The sequence below is a fragment of the Bradyrhizobium sp. Kon58 genome, assembly GCF_055807455.1.
In genome coordinates, this window is record NZ_JBVVOT010000022.1 from 82,989 (window position 1) to 100,615 (window position 17,627).

The following is a 17,627-nucleotide window of genomic DNA, read 5'->3' on the forward strand; positions in this document are numbered from 1 at the left end:
ATGCGCCTGACTGCTGGATCGCCCGCACGCCTTGGCGCAAGCTGGGACGGACGCGGCACCAATTTCGCGCTGTTCTCCGCCAACGCGCAGAAGGTCGAGCTGTGCCTGTTCGACATGCAGGGCCGCCGCGAACTCGAGCGCGTCGAGCTGCCGGAACGCACCGAGGATGTCTGGCACGGCTATCTCAACGACGTCTCGCCCGGCCAGCTCTATGGCTACCGCGTGCATGGCCCCTACGAGCCCGAGCACGGCCACCGCTTCAACGCCAACAAGCTGCTGCTCGACCCCTACGCCAAGCGGCTTTCCGGGCGGCTGGTCTGGAGTGATGCGCATTTCGCCTATCGCACCGGAAGCCCGCGCGAGGACCTGTCGTTCGACCGGCGCGACAACGCGCGCGGCATGCCCAAGGCGGTCGTCGTCGACGAGACCTTCAACTGGGGCCGCCGCGAGATCCGGCCCAACATTCCCTGGGAAGACACCATCATCTACGAGGCCCACGTCAAGGGACTGACGCAGAAGCGCGACGACGTGCCGCCGAATTTGCGCGGCACCTATGGCGGCCTGTCCTCGCCCGCGATGATCGAGCACCTGAAGAAGCTCGGCGTCACCACGGTGGAGCTTCTGCCGGTGCACAGCTTCGTCGATGACCGCATCCTGGTGGAGAAGAAGCTCGCCAATTACTGGGGCTACAACACCTTATCCTTCTTCGCGCCCGAGCAGCGCTACGCCCAGGACAACGCCCTCGATTCCTTCCGCACCACGGTCGCACGCCTGCACGATGCTGGCATCGAGGTGATGCTCGACGTCGTCTACAACCACACCGCCGAGGGCAATCACCTCGGCCCGACGCTGTGCTACCGCGGCATCGACAACGCCTCCTATTACTGGCTGAACCGCGAGAACCCGCGCTATTACGACGACTTCACCGGCTGCGGCTCATCGGTGAACCTCACCCATCCGCGCGTGCTGCAGATGGTGATGGATTCCCTGCGCTACTGGGTCGAGGTCTGCCACGTCGACGGCTTCCGTTTCGACCTCGCCACCACGCTGGCGCGCGGGCCGAACGGTTATGATCGCGGCAGCTCGTTCCTGACCGCGATCCGCCAAGACCCGGTGCTGGCGAGCGTCAAGCTCGTCGCCGAACCCTGGGACCTCGGCCTTGGCGGCTACCAGGTCGGCGCATTTCCTTCGCAATGGTCGGAGTGGAACGACCGCTACCGCAGCGCCATGCGCCGCTACTGGAGCGGCGAAGGCAGCCTGATCGGCGACATCTCCAGCCGAATGACGGCGTCCTCCGACCTGTTCAACCACGATGGACGGCGGCCGCGCGCCAGCGTCAACCACATCACCGTGCATGACGGTTTCACCCTCGCCGATCTCTTCAGCTACAACGAGAAGCACAACGAGGCCAATGGCGAGGACAATCGCGACGGCTCCAACGACAACCACAGCAACAATTGCGGTGTCGAGGGCCCGACCGACGATCCCCAAATCGTCAGCTTGCGCCGGCAGCTTCGCAAAAACGTGCTGGCTTGCCTCATGCTGGCGCAGGGCATTCCGCTGATCCTTGCCGGCGACGAGGTCGGGAATTCGCAATCAGGCAACAACAACGCCTATTGCCAGGACAACGAAGTTGGCTGGGTCGGCTGGGACAATCTCGGCAAGGACGGCGACGACATGGTCGATTTCGTCGCCGAGCTCGCCGATATCCGTCGCCGGTTCTCGCAGCTTCGCAGCCATCGCTGGCTCGACGGCCGCCCCAAGGACGGCATCTCCTACGGCGCGCTGTGGCTGACGCCGGCCGGCGACGAAATGACGGAAAGCGACTGGAAATTCCCGGAAGGGCGGTTCCTCTCCTATGTGATGGGGCCGATGGAACCGGGCAGCGCCGCGATCTTTATCGTACTTAACGCAGCCCCCGAAGAGATCGCATTCAAATTGCCAAAAATGACCGAATACAAGAGCTGGCAGCAGATCCTGAACACGACCGACGCCAAGCTGAACACGATCGATTTCCTGCCCGGAGGCGACAGCAAGGCGCCGCCGCGCTCCGTGCTCGCTTTCGCGGGGGAGCTATGAGGCCATCCTTCGGGGCGAGGCCGACGAAGGACGGCGTTTCGTTCCGGCTGTGGGCGCCTGCCGCGCGCCGTGTCGATCTCCTGCTCGACAGACGACACGCGATGCAGCGCCGGCAGGATGGCTGGTATGTCGCCGAGATTGCCAATCTGCCCGTCGGCAGCGACTACAAATTCAGGATCGATGACGAGATCGACGTGCCCGATCCGGCGTCTGCATTCCAACCTAACGACGTGTTCGGCCCGAGCGAGGTGATCGATCACGACGCCTTTGCCTGGCGCGCATCCGATTGGCGCGGCCGTCCCTGGGAAGAGACGGTGCTGATCGAGACGCATGTCGGCACCTTCACCGCGGAAGGCACCTATCGTGCCATGATCGACAAGCTCGATCATCTCGTCGCGACCGGCATCACCGCGGTCGAGCTGATGCCGCTGGCCGACTTCGCAGGTCGCCGCGGCTGGGGTTATGATGGCGTGCTGTGGTACGCGCCCGACAGCGCCTATGGTCGTCCCGATGATTTGAAGACGCTGATCGACGAAGCCCATCTGCGCGGGCTGATGGTGTTCCTCGACGTCGTCTATAATCATTTCGGGCCCGAGGGAAATTACCTCGGCCGCTACGCGCCGACCTTCTTCACCGACGCGCACACGCCGTGGGGCAGTGCGATCGATTATCGCGTGCCGCAGGTTCGCGCTTTTGCCGTCGAGAACGCGCTGTCGTGGCTCAGCGACTATCGCTTCGACGGCCTGAGGCTGGATGCCGCCAACCACATCATGGCGATCCCCGGCGAGCAATCGATGCTGCAGGACCTCAGCGTCGCCGCGGGCGAGCTTGCCAAGGCGACGGGGCGGCACATCCATCTCGTGCTGGAGAACGGTGACAACCGCGCGAGCCTGCTCGACTCGGCGCAGGAGCCTCCGAACGGCAAATATCGCGCCCAGTGGAACGACGACTACCACCACGTCTGGCACGTGATGCTGACGGGCGAGCTCGCCGGCTATTACGCAGACTATCAAACGCCGCGGCTCGATCTCGCACGCGCGCTCGCCTCCGGCTTCGTCTATCAGGGCGAGATCTCGGAATTCTGGGGCAAGAAGCCGCGCGGCGAGAAAAGCGACGAGCTGCCGCCGGCAACCTTCGTCAACTTCCTGCAAAACCACGACCAGATCGGCAACCGGCCGCTCGGTGACCGGCTCGAAAGCCTGGCATCGCCCAAGCAGATCGAAGCAGCACTCGCGGTGACCCTGCTCGCGCCGATGGTGCCGATGCTGTTCCAGGGCGAGGAGTGGGGCTCCACCGTGCCCTTCCCGTTCTTCTGCGACTTCCAGGGCGGACTGGCTGATGCCGTCCGCAAGGGGCGCAAGCAGGAATACGCCTGGGCCTATGAGACGTATGGCGACGAGGTGCCCGACCCGCTGGATCCGGCAACGCTGCAATCGGCCATGCTCGACTGGACCGGCCACACGCCGGAGCAGGATGCACGTCTCGCGCTGGTGCGGAAGCTGCTCGCGCTCCGCCACAAGGAGATCGCGCCGCGACTGAAAGGTGCGCGCTTCGGCGATGCCGCCGTGGCCGATAGTGGCCTGCTCACCGCGGATTGGAACATGGGGGATGGCGCGACGTTGCGCCTCGTGGCCAATCTCTCCGACAAGGACGTCGCGTATTCCGACAGCAGTGTTGGGACCCTGATCTGGGGCGGTGCGACCGGCGACCGGCTTGCGCCCTGGTCGGTGGTCTGGCGCCTCGGAGCTTGACATGCCTTCAGCCGTTCCTCTCGCAACCTACCGACTTCAGCTCACTGCGGATTTCGACTTCGACAAGGCCGCCGCGGTGGTACCCTATCTGAAGGCGCTGGGAGTCACGCATCTCTACACCTCGCCGGTGATGAAGGCCCGCAAGGGCTCGACGCACGGCTATGACACCGTCGATCACAGCCAGTTCAATCCGGAGCTCGGCGGCGAGGCCGGCTTCGCGCGGCTGAGCGAGGCGCTGACGCAAAACGACCTCGGCCTCATCATCGATTTCGTACCGAACCATGTCGGCGTGCACTTTGCCGACAATCCCTGGTGGCTGGATGTGCTGGAATGGGGCCAGGCCTCGCCGCACGCCGTCTCCTTCGATATCGACTGGGATCAACTGGCTTTCCGCGCCCGTGGCGGCGTGCTGCTGCCGATCCTCGGAGCGTCCTATGGCGAAGCGCTCGAGAGCGGCGATATCGAGCTGCGCTACGATCCCGACGAAGGTAGTTTTTCCGCCTGGTATTTCGAGCATCGATTGCCGATCGCGCCGGAGCGCTATGGCGAGATGCTGCGGATGATCGTGAAGGACGCCGACGCCGCCGAGACCGAGACCGGCAAGCGCCTGCTGTCGCTTGCGGCCCGCTACACGGGACTGCGCCGTCCCAACCGCAAGGAAGCGCCCGGCTTCAAGGCGGAGCTCAAAGAGATCGCAGGCGGCGCCGATATCATCGCGCGCGGCCTCGGCGCCTATCGCGCCGCCAAGGACCGCCCCGCGCAGACGCTGGCACTGCATCATTTGCTGGAGCGCCAGCACTACAAGCTCGGGCACTGGCGGCTTGCTTCCAGCGACATCAACTATCGTCGCTTCTTCGACGTCAACGGCCTCGCCGGCATGCGCGTCGAGGATCCCGGCACGTTCGCCGCCACGCACCGGCTGGTGAAGCAACTCATTGCCGACGGCAAACTGCAGGGCATCCGGCTCGATCATATCGACGGCCTGCGCGATCCCGCTCAATATTGCCAGCGGCTGCGCCGGCTGGTGCGCGACGCGCAGGGCACCACAAAGCCGTTCTATACGGTGATCGAGAAGATCCTGTGCGAGCACGAGCGCCTGCCGCATTTCGCCGGCGTCCAGGGCACCACCGGCTATGAGTGGATGAATGCCATCACTCACGTTCTGGTCGACGCCAAGGGGCTGGAGGCCCTGGACGAGACCTGGCGGCAGATCAGCAACCGGCCGCCACGGCTGGCGCCTTACGTCAAGGACGCCAAACGGCGCGTGCTGGAGACGCTGCTGACCAGCGAATTCACCGTTCTGACGCGCCTGCTTGCGCGCATCGCCAATGGGCACTACTCGACTCGCGACTTTTCCGCCGACAGCCTGCGGCAGGCGCTCGAGCTCTACGTGCTGCATTTCCCGGTGTACCGCACCTATTTGACGACAAGCGCGCCGACGGCGAACGATCGCAAGCTGATCGACGACACTATCGAGCAAGCGCGCCGGGAATGGTTCGCCGCGGACGAAGGCATTTTCGACTTCCTGCGCGACGCGCTCACCATGGACCTGCTCAAGCCCGGCCGTCCCCCGCACAGCGCCCCGCGGGTGCGCCGCTTTGCGCTGAAAGTGCAGCAATTCACCGGACCGATGATGGCGAAGTCGCTGGAGGACACCGCTTTCTATCAATTCCACCGGCTGCTCGCCCTCAACGAAGTCGGCGGCGATCCCGCGAGCAAGGGCCTCACCATTCCCGCTTTCCACGAGACCATGCAGGCCCGCGCCAGGGAATGGCCGCAAGGGATGACGGCGACCGCTACGCACGACACCAAACGTGGCGAGGACGCCCGGGCGCGGATCGCGGCCTTGAGTGAAATTCCCGGCGAATGGACCAGCGCCGTGGCACGCTGGAAAGTCCTCAACGCCCCGCACCTCGCGCTCGACGGCAATCTGCGCGCCCCGTCGGCCACGTTCGAATACATGCTCTACCAGACCCTGCTCGGCGCCTGGCCGCTTGTGGAGACGGCCGACGCCGGTTTCGTCGCGCGTATCCAGGCCTATGCGCTCAAGGCCGCGCGCGAGGGCAAGGAGGAGACCAGCTGGCTCAACCCGCACGAGGCCTATGAGAACGGCGTCAAGAGCTTCATCGAGAAGATCCTCGATCCCGCACTGTCAGGCGAATTCCTGGAGGCGCTGCAAACCCTGGCTCGTCGCGTCGCGCTGCTCGGCGCGCTGAACGGGCTGAGCCAGCTCACGCTGAAGGCGACACTGCCGGGCGTGCCCGACTTCTACCAGGGCACCGAATTCTGGGACCTCTCGCTGGTCGATCCCGACAACCGCCGCCCGGTGGATTTTTCCGCACGACACGCGGCGCTGGGCACGCTGGACAACCCGGATTGGAATCATCTGATCAAGAGTTGGCCGGACGGCCAGCTCAAGCTGGCCTGGACGCGGCACCTGCTCAAGCTGCGCAACGAGTTGTCCGACGTCTTCGCGCGAGGTGACTACCAGCCGCTTCAGGTGCGGGGCGCACATGCCGACCATGTCGTGGCCTTTGCCCGCCGCCACGGCCGCACTGCTGCGATCGTCGCGGTCGGGCGCCACTTCGCACCTTTCACGCAAGCAGGACGTGAATGGCCGGCGCTCGATGGGGTCGATGCCACCATCGACGTCACGGGCTACAACGTGCCGGGCTTTGCAGGGAACGATCTGCCGCTCGCGCAGGCGCTTCGCGGTTTTCCCGCTTCTGTGATCCCGGCGCGCCCCGCAGGTGCGGCGAAGCCGGTGCGACAGCGCGCCCGCGCTTGAACGCTAACTTTTCGCGTCTTTGCCCAACAGCAGCTGGCCGCGCTTGCGGATCGTGGCCTGCGCCATCTCCGCAAAGCGCTGCAATAGCCAGGGTAGCACCACCTGCACCTTGACATGGTCGTCGGCGACGTCGACCTGCCCCGTCGCGATCTGCCCGAGCGCGCGGATGCGGAAGTTCATGCTGTCGCCGCTCCAGCGCTCCTCCTCTACCTGCATCACCGGAATGCTGGCGGCAGTGCGGCCGAGCCCGGTCTTGAGCCGGCGCACCGCCTCCTCGCGGCCGAGGCGGTGGGGAATGGAGACGACAAGCGGTGCTGACATGGCTCTGCCCGGTTAGTGATTGAACCTCACATAATCATGCCCGCCGGTACCACAAAGGTTCCATGCAAGTGGAGCGTGCAACCGGTGTTTCATTGGGGGAACTTTAAAACCTGCGGCAAGTTGCCCTCGCACCACGGGACAGGTTGCAAGAGACCCTTCAAACGAAGGGCCGGAGGAGATTTGGCATGTCTATCGGTACGATCATTCTGATCATTTTGGTCATCGCGCTGCTCGGCGGCTTCAGCGGCATCGGCGGCGGCCCGTTCTACGGCACCGGCTATTACGGCGGCGGCGGTCTCGGGCTCGTCATCGTGATCTTGCTGATCCTGTTGCTGCTGGGACGGATCTAGCTGGGTTCGGTAGGGTGGGTTAGCCGCAAGGCGTAACCCACCTCTTTTCTTTCCGCGTCAACAGAAGTGGTGAGTTACGCTTCGCTAACCCACCCTACTTCTTTTTCGTCGCGAGCTTCTTGATCGCCGCCTTGATCGACACGGCCGCATCGTCATAACCATCCCACGCCTTCGACCGCGGCAGCAGCGCCGGCACCGTGCGCAATGTATACCGCTTCGGATCGAGATCGGTCTTCACCTGCGCCCAGGTGAGCGGCATCGACACAGTGGCGCCGGCGCGCGCACGCGGCGACAGAGGGGCCACCGCCGTCGACATGCGGTCGTTGCGCAAATAGTCCAGGAAGATCTTTCCCGTTCGCAGCTTCTTCGACATGTTGAGCAGATAGCGCTCCGGATCGTCATCCGCCATCCACTGGCAAACGCCTTGTGCGAAGGCCTTGGCCTCCTTCCAGCTCACCTGATCGCGCGCGCCATGACGCAAGGGCACCACGACGTGCAGGCCCTTGCCGCCGGTGGTCTTGCAGAAGCTTTCCATGCCGATCTCGGACAGCCGCTGCCGCATCTCCTTGGCGGCCTCGACGACTTCGGCGAAGACGACGTCGGGCGCGGGATCGAGATCGAACACCAGCCGGCCCGGGGTATCGTAGGCGTAAGGCGCGCAATTCCAGGGATGCAGCTCGACGCCGCCGATCTGCGCCACGGCCGCGAGCCCCTCGATGCGGTCGATCTGCAAATAGGGCTTGCGGTCGCCGGAGACCCGCGCGAGCTCCAGCAGGTTCGACGTGCCCTGCATGGCGTGGCGCTGGAAGAAGCATTCGCCCTTGATGCCGTCGGGGGCACGGATCAGGGAGCACGGCCGGCCCTTGAGGTGCACGATCATCCATTCGCCGACGGCTTCGAGGTAGCGCGCGAGATCCAGCTTGGTGACGGGATCGCCATTGCCGTCGTCCGGCCAGAGCTCCTTGTCCGGCTTGGAGATGACAACTCCCATCACTTCGGCACTGCCGCCAGCCTGGGCCGTTCGTGCGCCAGTCTTCGCTTGCGCGCGCGGCCTGGCGCGCCGCTTCGTCGAGGGCTCGGCAAGCTCGGTATCCACCGGCGTCTCCGCCTCGACCTCCTCCGCCGGCTTGTCCTGCCGCAGCCCCTTGAAGGCGGCCTGGCGGATATTGCCGTCGGCGGTGAAGCCGGCGAACTCGATCTCCGCCACGAGCTCCGGTTTCAGCCAGTGCACCTCCCGCGCTTTCTTCGGTGCATTCTTGCCGCCGAACGGACTTTGCTTTGCCTCCAAGGCCTTCAAGGATGGCATGATGCGCTTGACCTTGTCGGCGCCGAAGCCGGTGCCGACCATGCCGACGAAGGCGAGATGATCGCCACGGTGCACGCCGGCCATCAGCGAGCGGAATTTGCCGTTGGTTGTCTTGTAGCCGCCGATCACGACCTCATGGCCAGCGCGGCATTTGGCCTTGGTCCAGCTTTCCGTCCGCCCCGAACGATAAGGCGCGTCCAGCTTCTTCGACACCACGCCCTCGAGCTCGAGCTTGCAGGCCGATTGCAGCACGGCGTCGCCGCCGCTTTCGAAATGCTCGACATAGCGGATCTGGCTCGATTTGCGCTTGCGCGCCTCCAGCAGCTCCTTCAACCGCGCCTTGCGCTCGCCGAGCGGTAGCCGACGCAAATCGAGGCCTTCGACGAACAGGAGGTCGAAGGCGAAGAAGATGAGCTCGTCGGTCTTGCCGTCCGACAGCGCGGCCTGGAGCGACGAAAAGTTCGGTGCGCCGTTGTGGTCGAGCGCGACGATCTCGCCGTCGATCATCATATCCGGCAACGCGCCCGCTTCCTTCGCGATGCTTGCGAATTTTTCGGTCCAGTCGAGGCCTTTGCGCGTCTTCAACGTCGCCTTGCCGCCCTCGACCCGCAGCTGCACGCGATAGCCGTCGAACTTGATCTCGTGGCACCAGCCATCGCCGCCCGGCGGGCGCTCGACGGACGTGCAGAGCTGCGGCGCCACGAAATCCGGCATCTCCGCCGCCTTCTTCGCGGTCGTGGCCGTCGTCGCTTTCTTCTTTGCCGTTTTGCCGGTCTTCAACGCCGCGCGCGGCGACGGCTTGACCGTGTGCCCTTTCGCCTCATCCGTCCGGTTAGACTGCCAGACCGCATCGGCCTTGGCCTTGGTGCCCTTCGCCAGCATGAACGGCTTTGGCGCGCGCCCCTTGCCTCCGGCGATCTGCTCCATCGCGCGCCCTGAGGCGACCGATTTGTCCTCCTCGAGAATGTCGTTGCCTGCGCCCTCGCGGACATATTCGTCGCGGTGCTTGATCAGGAGCCAATTGGTCCGTTTGCCGCCGGTGCGGTCGTTGCGCATGCGCACCAGGACCCAGCTGCCGTGCAGCTTCTCGCCATGCAGGGTGAACTTCAGATCGCCCTTCTTGAAGCCGCGTTCGGGATCTTCGGATTCCCAGGTGCCGCGGTCCCACAGCATGACCGTGCCGCCACCGTACTGGCCTTCCGGAATCGTGCCCTCGAAGTCGCCATAGTCGAGCGGATGGTCCTCGACCTCGACGGCCAGCCGCTTGTCGTGCGGATCGAGCGAGGGCCCTTTCGTCACCGCCCAGGACTTGAACACGCCGTCGAACTCGAGCCGCAGATCGTAGTGCAGCCGCGAGGCGTCATGCTTCTGGATCACGAAGCGGCGCTGCTTCGACGGCGCCACCGCGGTTTTGCCCGACGGCTCGGGCGTTTTCTCGAAATCACGTTTCTGTCGATACTTGGAGAGCTTTTGCAGCACGACTGGTCCCGGATTCTCTTTCGGCGTGGAAGCCTATCACGGCCCGCATCCCACCCGGAACCAAAACCCCGCGGGACGGTTGGGGTTCCAAAATGACTCGCAGACGCTGGAGAACGGAATGGCACCGCGCGCCTATTGGAAGGGAACGTTGAAGCTCTCGCTGGTCAGTTGCCCCGTTGTGCTTTATCCGGCGACCACCGCGGCCGAGAAGACGCGGTTTCACATGATCAACCGCGAGACCGGCAACCGATTGAAGCAGCAGATGATCGACGCCGAGACCGGCGACGTCGTCGAAAGCGACCAGAAGGGACGCGGCTACGAGCTGCGCAAGGGCAAATATGTCGAGATCGAGCCGGAGGAGCTCGAAGCGGTCCAGATCGAGAGCAACCACACCATCGACATCGAGAGTTTTGTGCCGAGCGACGAGATCGACCAGCGCTACCTCAACCATCCCTACTATATCGCGCCCGACGGCAAGGCGGCGGTCGATGCTTTTGCCGTGATCCGCGACGCCATGAAGGATCAGGATCGCGTCGCGCTCGCCAAGATCGTGCTCACCAACCGCGAGCACATCATCGCGATCGAGCCGCTCGGCAAGGGCCTGCTCGGCACCACGCTGCGTTTCCCCTACGAACTGCGCGACGAGGACCAGTTCTTCGACGACATCAAGAGCCCGAAGATCACCAAGGACATGGTGGAGCTCGCCGGCCATATCCTCCAGACCAAGGCCTCCCATTTCGATCCCAGCAAGTTCAAGGACGACTACGAGAACGCGCTGAAGGCCCTGGTGAGGCGCAAGGCCAGCGGCAAGACAATCGAACTGCCGGAGCCCGAGGAGAAGCCGAGCAATGTCGTCAGCCTGATGGATGCGCTGAAGCAGAGCTTGAAGGGGCGCGGCGGGAAGAAGACGGCGGCGAAGTCCCATGCGCGCCGGGCATCGGGGCGAACGCGCGCCGCGAAGAAGACGCACCGGTCGACAGCGCGGCAGAGGAAAGCGGGTTGACTTAATCCGTCATTGCGAGCGCAGCGAAGCAATCCAGTATGTTTCCGCGGAGGCAGTCTGGATTGCTTCGCTGCGCTCGCAATGACGATGTTGATGTAGGCTTGCGCCGCCATTTCGGTCGCCATGCCCGGGCTTGTCCCGGGCATCCACGTTCTCGATGCGGCGTGAGGACGTGGATGGCCGCGACAAGCCCAGCCATGACGGATCGTCGCACGTGGTCAGCCTAATCCCCCGCCTTCAGCCGATAGCCGATCCCCGTCTCCGTCAGCACGTATTGCGGCCGCTCCGGATCGGATTCGATCTTCTGCCGGAGCTGGCGGACATAGACACGTAGATATTGCGCGTCGGTCAATTCGTCCCAGAGCTCCCTCAGCAGAAAGCGGTGAGTGAGCACCTTGCCGGCGTGCTGCACCAGCACACGCAGGAGGTCATATTCCTTCGGCGACAGTTTGACGTCGCGCTCTCCGACCTTGACGATCCGGCGCACCAGATCGACCGAAAGATCGCCGGCACGAAACACCGGCCGTTCGCCCTGGATCTGAAGCTGGTGCCGCAGCGCGGCGCGCAGGCGCGCCAGCAGCTCGTCCATGCCGAACGGCTTTGTCAGGTAATCGTCGGCCCCGAGATCGAGCGCCTCCACCTTGCCGGCCTCGTCGCCACGGCTCGACAGCACCACGATCGGCACAGCTTCGTTGCGGGCGCGGATGGTACGCAACAACTCATGGCCCTGGATATCGGGCAGGCCGAGATCGAGGATGATCAGCGCGGGATCCTCGCTGAGCTTCTCCAGCGCGGTCTTGCCGTTCGACGCCTCCAGGATCTCATAGCCTTGCGTCGAGAGCCCCATCCGCAGCAACTTTCGGATCGGCGGCTCGTCGTCGATGACCAGCACCTTGATCGGGGCAGCGCTCATGCGGCGGTATCCAATGCGTGCGTCCGGGCCGGAATGGGCAGACGGATGGTCAGAACCGCGCCGCGCCGGTCGCTGCGGTTCGCGGCCGAGATCGTGCCACGCATCGCCTCGACGAAGCCGCGGGAGATGGCGAGCCCGAGCCCGGTGCCGGGACGGACATGGTCGCCCTTCTGCGCGCGATAAAACTTGTCGAACACGCTCTCGAGCTCCTCGGACGGAATGCCATCGCCCTCGTCGGCAATCTGGAGCACCACATGATCGCTGTCGCGGCGGCTGCGGATAGAGACCGTCGCGTGCGGCGGCGAATATTTGGCGGCGTTGTCGAGCAGGTTGAACAGCACCTGCTCGAACAGCACCGCATCGAGCTGGAGCATGGGAAGGTCTGCGGCCAACTCCAGCTCCACCTTGTGGGCGGTGAGGATCTTGGCTGCCCGCCGGAGCGCGCTGCCGACGATCTCTCCGAGATCGTGCAACGCAGCGTTGGGCACGATGGCGCCGGATTCGAGCTTGGTCATGTCGAGCAGATTGGCAATGAAGCGGTTGAGCCGTTCGGATTCGTCGATCACGGTGGCGAGCAGGTCGCGCTTCTCGGTGTCGGAGAGCGCGCTGGCGAGATCGCGCATGGTCGAGGCCGCACCCAGCACGGATGCGAGCGGCGTCTTCAGGTCGTGTGAAATCGACGTCAACAATGCGGAACGCAGCCGCTCGGATTCGACGGAGCGCTTGACGCGATCGACGTCCTCGACCAGCAGCACGCGCTCGATCGCCAGCGCGCCCTGGTCAACCAGCGCGTCGAGCAGCCGGCGCTGGTCCGGCGTCAGCAAGGGACCGGTGCGGTCGTTGTCGATGCCGATGACGCCAATCGGGCCGCGCCCGGTGCGCATCGGCAGGAACAGCCGTTTTGCACCCGGCAGCGTATCCGAGCCGCGGCCTGCAGGCCGGTCATTGCTCCAGGCCCAGTTGGCAGCGGCAAGGTCGGCCTGATCGAGATCGTCCTCGGGGGGATAGCCCGACTTCACCGTGAGCAGACCTTCGTCCGGCAACAGCAGCACCACGCGGACTTTCAGCATCAGCGCAATCTGGTAGGCGGTCGCCCACAGCACGTCGTCGAGCGTGCCTGTGCCGGCGAGCTTGCGGCTGAAAGCATAGAGCTGCTCGGTGGTTCGGATGCGGCCGATTGCAGCATCGGCCTGGGTTCGGACCCGTCCCGCGACGTTCGACACCACGAACGCAATCAGCATGAAGAAAAAGAATGCCGCGACATTGGTCGGATCGGTGATGGTGAAGGTATAGACCGGCGGCAGGAAGAAGAAATTGTAGGCGAGCGATGCCGCGAGACTCGCAAGCAGCGACGGCCACAATCCATAGCGCACGGCAACCGTCACCACGGCGGTCAGAAACATCAGGTCGACGTTCTCGATGCCGAAATACGGCTTGATCGCCACGGCGGCAGCGAGGCCAAGCGCGGTGATCCCGAGTGCCTTCAGATAGGGCCGCGCATCGAGCGGGTCCGATCGCGTTGCGGTCTGCACCGCTGTCTTCGGCGCCGGCTCGCTCGTGAGTTCGTCGCCAGGAATGACATGCACGCTGATATTGCCAGCGCGGCGCACCAGATCGTGCACGACGGAGCCGCGCGTCATCTCGAACCAGAGCGAGCGCGTCGACTTGCCGATCACGATCTGGGTGACGTTGTTGCCCTGCGCGAAGTTGACGACGTCGTCGGCGAGGCGGCGGCCGACGCCCGGGATCGTCAGCGCCTCCCCGCCAAGCGATTCCGCGAGCCGCAGCGTATCGGCCAGCCGGTCGCGCTCCTCATCTGACATTTGCAGGAATCGCCGCGTCTCGATCGAGACCGCGATGAACGGCGCGTGCAGCCGGTCGGCCAGCCGCTTGGTGTAGCGCACGAGACTGGCCGCGCGCGGATCTTCGCTGACGCAGACGAGGATGCGCTCGCCTGCGGCCCAGGGACCGGCGATCGCGTTCGCCTGCATGTGGGTGAGCAGCTGCTCGTCGACCCGTTCGGCCGTGCGCCGCAGCGCGAGTTCGCGCAGCGCGGTCAGGTTGCCCGGCGAGAAATAATGCTCCAGCGCCCGCTCGGCCTGCCTGGGGACATAGACCTTGCCCTCTTTCAGCCGCTGGATCAGGTCGTCGGGCGTGAGGTCGATCAGCTCGATGGCGTCTGCGCGGTCGAACACCGAATCCGGCACGGTCTCCCGCACCCGAACATGGGTGATCTGCGCGACGACGTCGTTCAGGCTCTCGATGTGCTGGATATTGACGGCGGTATAGACGTCGATGCCGTGGGACAGCAGCTCCTCGACATCGAGATAGCGTTTCGGATGGCGGCAAAGGGGAGCATTGGTGTGGGCGAGCTCGTCGACCAGCGCGATTTTCGGCCGGCGCGCGATCACGGCGTCGAGGTCCATCTCCTCGACAACCTGGCCGCGGTAATCGAGCTTCTTGCGCGGGATCACTTCCAGCCCGCGCACCAGCGCCTCGGTCTCGGCGCGGCCATGGGTCTCGACGAAGCCGACCACGACGTCGATGCCGGCCTTGCGCTTGGCGTGGGCGCTTTGCAGCATCTCGTAGGTCTTGCCGACGCCGGGAGCGGCGCCGACGAAGATTTTCAGCTTGCCGCTCACGCCCTCCTCCCGGCGCGCGGCCTCCAGCAGCGCCTCGGGCGAAGGACGTTGTTCGGGATCGCGGCGCTCTCGGACCATCAGATCAATATAATCATCGGCGCGGACCTAGCCTAGACTACTTCGTGGCACGATCGAGCGCGAGGTTCAGAGCCAGCACGTTGACCCGGGGCTCGCCGATCAGGCCGAGCAGGCGGCCCTCGATGTTGGAAGCCACCATTTGCTTGACCTGATCCACCGGCACGTTTCGCGCCTTCGCGACGCGCGGCACCTGGAATTCCGCCGCTTCCGGCGAGATATCCGGATCGAGGCCGCTGGCCGACGTCGTCACGAGGTCGACCGGCACGGCGGCATTCGGGTTCTCGCCCCTGAGCTTGTCCACGTCTTCCTTCAGCCGGTCCGCCAGCGCCTTGCTGGTCGGGCCGAGATTGGAGCCGCCCGAATTGGCGGCGTTGTAGGGCATCGATACCGTCTTGGTCGAATCGTTCGGATCGGGCGCCACCGTCGCCGAGGGACGGCCGTGGAAATATTTGTCGTCCTTGAACTCCTGCCCGATCAGGGCGGAGCCGACCACCTTGCCGTCCTTCTCGATCAGGCTGCCCTGCGCCTGCGCCGGGAAGATCGCGCCGGCAATAGCGGTCATCGCGAGCGGATAGGCAAGTCCGGTGATGGCGGTGAGCACCAGCAGCAGGACGATGGCGGGGCGGATTTCTCTGAGCATGTTAGGTCTCCAGTTATTTCGTCATTGCGAGCGAAGCGAAGCAATCCAGGGTCTTTCCGCGGAGGCAGTCTGGATTGCTTCGTCGCTTCGCTCCTCGCAATGACGGGGTCAGGCCAGGTGCAAGGCAACGACGACGAGGTCGATCGCCTTGATGCCGATGAAGGGAATGACGATGCCGCCGAGGCCGTAGATCAGCAGGTTGCGCCGGAGCAGTGCGCCGGCCCCGACCGCGCGATAGGCGACGCCCTTCAGCGCCAGCGGGATCAGCGCGATGATAACAAGCGCGTTGAAGATGATCGCCGACAGGATGGCGCTCTGCGGGCTCGACAGGTTCATGATGTTGAGCACGTTGAGCTGGGGGTAGAACGCCAGGAACATCGCCGGGATGATCGCGAAATATTTCGCGACGTCGTTGGCGATCGAGAATGTGGTCAGCGCGCCGCGCGTCATCAGGAGCTGCTTGCCAATCTCGACCACCTCGATCAGCTTGGTCGGGTTGGAGTCGAGGTCGACCATGTTGCCGGCCTCGCGAGCCGCCTGCGTGCCGGTGTTCATGGCGACACCGACGTCTGCCTGCGCCAGCGCTGGCGCGTCGTTGGTGCCGTCGCCGCACATGGCTACCAGCTTGCCCTTGGCCTGCTCGTCGCGGATCAGCTTGAGCTTGTCCTCGGGAGTTGCCTGCGCCAGGAAGTCGTCGACGCCGGCTTCCGCTGCGATCGCCGCGGCCGTCATCGGATTGTCGCCAGTAATCATGACGGTGCGGATACCCATGCGCCGCAGCTCGGCAAAACGCTCGCGGATGCCGCCCTTGACGATGTCCTTGAGCTGGATGACGCCGAGCAGCTTGCCGTCCCTGGCGACCGCCAGCGGCGTGCCGCCGGCCTTCGATATGTCGTCGGCAATGGTCTGGATCTCGCGGCCGATGTCCGAGAGCCCGGCGGGCTGGATGGAACGAGCCGTGTTGCCGGAAGCGACCACCAGCGGCGCACCGCCGCCGACATAATTGAGGATCGCATCGACCGCGCCCTTGCGCACCGACGAGCCGCCGGCATCGACGCCGCTCATGCGGGTCTGCGCGGTGAATGGGATGAAGGTAGCTCCCAACTCGGCCATGTCGCGACCACGGATGCCGTATTTGTCCTTGGCCAGCACCACGATCGAACGGCCCTCCGGAGTCTCGTCGGCGAGCGAGGCGAGCTGGGCCGCGTCCGCGAGCTCCTGCTCGGTGACCCCGCGCACCGGGCGGAAGGAGGTCGCCTGGCGGTTGCCGAGCGTGATCGTTCCGGTCTTGTCGAGCAGCAGCGTATCGACGTCTCCCGCGGCCTCGACGGCACGGCCAGACATCGCCAGCACGTTGAAGCGGACCAGACGGTCCATGCCGGCGATGCCGATCGCCGACAGCAGTGCGCCAATCGTGGTCGGGATCAGCGTCACGAACAGCGCGACCAGCACAACCACCGAGATCGAGCCGCCGGCATAGGCCGCATAGCTCGGGATGGTGACGGTGGCGAACACGAAGATGATGGTGAGGCCGGCCAGCAGGATGTTGAGCGCGATCTCGTTCGGCGTCTTCGCCCGCTCGGCGCCCTCGACCAGTTTGATCATGCGGTCGATGAAGGTCGAGCCTTGAGCTGCCGTGATCCGCACGCGGATCCAGTCGGACAGCACCTGGGTGCCGCCGGTCACCGCCGAACGGTCGCCGCCGGATTCGCGGATCACGGGTGCGGACTCGCCGGTGATGGCGGCCTCGTTGACGGATGCGACGCCCTCGATCACCTCGCCATCGGAGGGAATGGTATCGCCGGCCTCGACCAGCACAATGTCACCAACCTTGAGGCCGGTGCCCGGCACGAGATTGAAGGCCAGGCCGGCGCCGGTCAGCAGCTTGGCCTGGCTCTCGGTGCGGGTCTTGCGCAGCGATTCCGCTTGTGCCTTGCCGCGGCCTTCGGCCACGGCTTCGGCAAGATTGGCAAACAGCACCGTGAACCAGAGCCAGACGATGATCTGGAAGGTAAAGCCGAGATTCGCGCCGCCTGTGACGAGGTCGCGCAGGAAGATCACGGTGGTGAGCGCAGCCACGATCTCGACCACGAACATCACTGGATTCTTGATCATCAAGCGCGGATCGAGCTTGATGAAGGACGCGCGGATCGCAGGCACGACGATCTTGGGATCGAGCATCGCCGAGACGGACGCGCGTTTTTGCAGTTTCATGGTATCCATGGAGGTCACTCCAAACAATCAGAAGGCGGTCGATCAGAACACTAGTTGTTCAGA

General features: G+C 64.7%; 11 protein-coding genes. 5 read left to right on the plus strand and 6 right to left on the minus strand.

Annotated features, from left to right (window positions below):
* From glgX to treY, 3 genes are read left to right on the plus strand one after another with little or no spacing between them, the layout of a single operon-like run.
* Positions 1 to 2,079: a glycogen debranching protein GlgX gene (gene glgX, locus AC0L20_RS28600; RefSeq protein ID WP_473294040.1), complete on the plus strand. Its 2,079-nt coding sequence runs from the start codon at positions 1 to 3 to the stop codon at positions 2,077 to 2,079.
* Complete coding sequence (gene treZ, locus AC0L20_RS28605; protein WP_473294041.1) at positions 2,076 to 3,830, plus strand: malto-oligosyltrehalose trehalohydrolase; 1,755 nt, start codon at positions 2,076 to 2,078, stop codon at positions 3,828 to 3,830. Before glgX ends, treZ begins: the two co-directional genes overlap by 4 nt.
* Before the next feature lies 1 nt (position 3,831).
* On the plus strand, positions 3,832 to 6,618 hold the full coding sequence (gene treY, locus AC0L20_RS28610; protein ID WP_473294042.1) for a malto-oligosyltrehalose synthase: 2,787 nt from the start codon (positions 3,832 to 3,834) through the stop codon (positions 6,616 to 6,618).
* 3 nt (positions 6,619 to 6,621) lie between these two features.
* Here the strand turns inward: treY and AC0L20_RS28615 are convergent, their stop codons facing one another.
* Positions 6,622 to 6,939: a polyhydroxyalkanoic acid system family protein gene (locus AC0L20_RS28615; RefSeq protein ID WP_473294043.1), complete on the minus strand. Its 318-nt coding sequence runs from the start codon at positions 6,937 to 6,939 to the stop codon at positions 6,622 to 6,624.
* 185 nt (positions 6,940 to 7,124) lie between these two features.
* Here AC0L20_RS28615 and AC0L20_RS28620 point away from each other — a divergent pair, with 185 nt between their 5' ends.
* Complete coding sequence (locus AC0L20_RS28620; RefSeq protein WP_007595743.1) at positions 7,125 to 7,289, plus strand: DUF3309 family protein; 165 nt, start codon at positions 7,125 to 7,127, stop codon at positions 7,287 to 7,289.
* A 94-nt stretch (positions 7,290 to 7,383) separates the two neighbouring features.
* On the opposite strand, the gene ligD is transcribed toward AC0L20_RS28620, so the two are convergent.
* Positions 7,384 to 10,074, minus strand: a complete 2,691-nt coding sequence (gene ligD, locus AC0L20_RS28625) for a DNA ligase D (RefSeq protein ID WP_473294044.1) — start codon at positions 10,072 to 10,074, stop codon at positions 7,384 to 7,386.
* Between the two features lie 118 nt (positions 10,075 to 10,192).
* Here ligD and ku point away from each other — a divergent pair, with 118 nt between their 5' ends.
* Positions 10,193 to 11,077, plus strand: a complete 885-nt coding sequence (ku, locus tag AC0L20_RS28630) for a non-homologous end joining protein Ku (RefSeq protein ID WP_473294046.1) — start codon at positions 10,193 to 10,195, stop codon at positions 11,075 to 11,077.
* Between the two features lie 223 nt (positions 11,078 to 11,300).
* Here ku and AC0L20_RS28635 read toward each other — a convergent pair whose 3' ends face one another.
* From AC0L20_RS28635 to kdpB, 4 genes are all read right to left on the minus strand, one after another.
* On the minus strand, positions 11,301 to 11,990 hold the full coding sequence (locus AC0L20_RS28635) for a response regulator (protein WP_473294047.1): 690 nt from the start codon (positions 11,988 to 11,990) through the stop codon (positions 11,301 to 11,303).
* Positions 11,987 to 14,710 carry a DUF4118 domain-containing protein gene (locus AC0L20_RS28640; RefSeq protein WP_473294048.1) on the minus strand — a complete coding sequence of 908 codons (2,724 nt, stop codon included), beginning with the start codon at positions 14,708 to 14,710 and terminating at the stop codon, positions 11,987 to 11,989. The genes AC0L20_RS28635 and AC0L20_RS28640 overlap by 4 nt, the downstream gene beginning before the upstream one ends.
* A gap of 37 nt (positions 14,711 to 14,747) precedes the next feature.
* Complete coding sequence (locus AC0L20_RS28645) at positions 14,748 to 15,350, minus strand: K(+)-transporting ATPase subunit C (protein WP_473294049.1); 603 nt, start codon at positions 15,348 to 15,350, stop codon at positions 14,748 to 14,750.
* A gap of 108 nt (positions 15,351 to 15,458) precedes the next feature.
* Positions 15,459 to 17,573: a potassium-transporting ATPase subunit KdpB gene (kdpB, locus tag AC0L20_RS28650; protein WP_473294050.1), complete on the minus strand. Its 2,115-nt coding sequence runs from the start codon at positions 17,571 to 17,573 to the stop codon at positions 15,459 to 15,461.
* Positions 17,574 to 17,627 lie beyond the last annotated feature (54 nt).